A 1,066-nucleotide genomic window follows, 5' to 3' on the forward strand; every position below is an offset into this window, starting at 1 on the left:
GAATCGAACGAAACAACCGTTTTGGTGGTGCGTGTTTTTGCAGCAAACAATTGGTATTGCTGCGTTTTTCCGGGAATCCCTGGGTTTTTTCACAAGGAAGGGGCATTCACCACAGACGTTTGCTGGCGAAGGCGTGCCCGGAACCGGATTTGAGATAACGCTCAATGAAGTCGCCTTGGCTTGATTCGAGAACGCCACATAGGTGACGATCTGCCATGGCAGGAACTTGGATGTGTGACTGGATTTTCCGTCATTGTGCTCGGCAAGCCGTCGCTTCAAGTCGGACGTGATGCCGACATAACGCTCACCGTCGGCAGTCTTGCTTTCCAGCAGGTATACATACCACACGACCGGCCCTCCTTTGCCAAGGCTTCGGAGGGCATCCTGCTTCGCGCTGAGGGTATTGCCAATCCTGCTTTTGCAAGCTTGCGGCCCTCCTTCGCCGAGGCTTCGGAGGGCATCCTGCTTCGCGCTGAGGTCTGGTCTGGGCTTGTCCTGCGAAGCTCGAAGAGCGAAGCAGGATGGCGGAGAGGATGGGATTCGAACCCACGAGAAGCTTTTGACCTCTACTCCCTTAGCAGGGGAGCGCCTTCGACCACTCGGCCACCTCTCCGTTGCGCCGCTGGATAAAGAAAAGCGCCGGCACAATCAACAAGCCCCAGCCAATATCTCGGAAAAAGAAGCCATTATACGGAAAAATAAGAACGCACCGGCCTGCGGCCTTCCGCGATGCGGCGGTTCTGCGGCGATTCCCTGGCTGGCGGCTCAAGGCCTCGCCATGATTCCGTCAGCCGATCGCCGGATTCGCCCGTAAACAAGGGGCTGGGGCGGGCCGAAGGTTAATGAGAGCTTTCTGAGTGAGGCCAAATCGTGTCATTTGTGCAACAACGCTGGGGGATAGCAGCCGCACAGCCCTTTCGCCGGTACGATCGTGGTTGAACCCCGTCTGCTCATGGGTAATGTCGATTTCGAAGGAGCGGCGCGGTGCGCATCTTTTTCGGTAGTGGGGATGGGGCAGGGAACGCTGTCCTTCAGCAAAGAATACCCAGACCCGTTTTTTAACTTT

General features: G+C 56.5%; 2 protein-coding genes and 1 tRNA gene. All 3 read right to left on the reverse strand.

The genetic code is table 11. From position 1 onward, the window contains the following. Positions 1-348, reverse strand: a 348-nt coding sequence (locus FJ443_RS31010; protein ID WP_348640071.1) for a GIY-YIG nuclease family protein, incomplete at its 3' end; no start/stop codon positions are given. Between the two features lie 174 nt (positions 349-522). Continuing rightward, positions 523-613 (reverse strand) — tRNA-Ser (locus FJ443_RS31015). Between the two features lie 174 nt (positions 614-787). Next, positions 788-1,066 (reverse strand): hypothetical protein (locus FJ443_RS31520; RefSeq protein WP_210239651.1); only part of this gene is annotated, 279 nt, incomplete at its 5' end.

The sequence above is a fragment of the Mesorhizobium sp. B2-6-1 genome (assembly GCF_006440475.1).
Classification (GTDB): Bacteria; Pseudomonadota; Alphaproteobacteria; order Rhizobiales; family Rhizobiaceae; genus Mesorhizobium.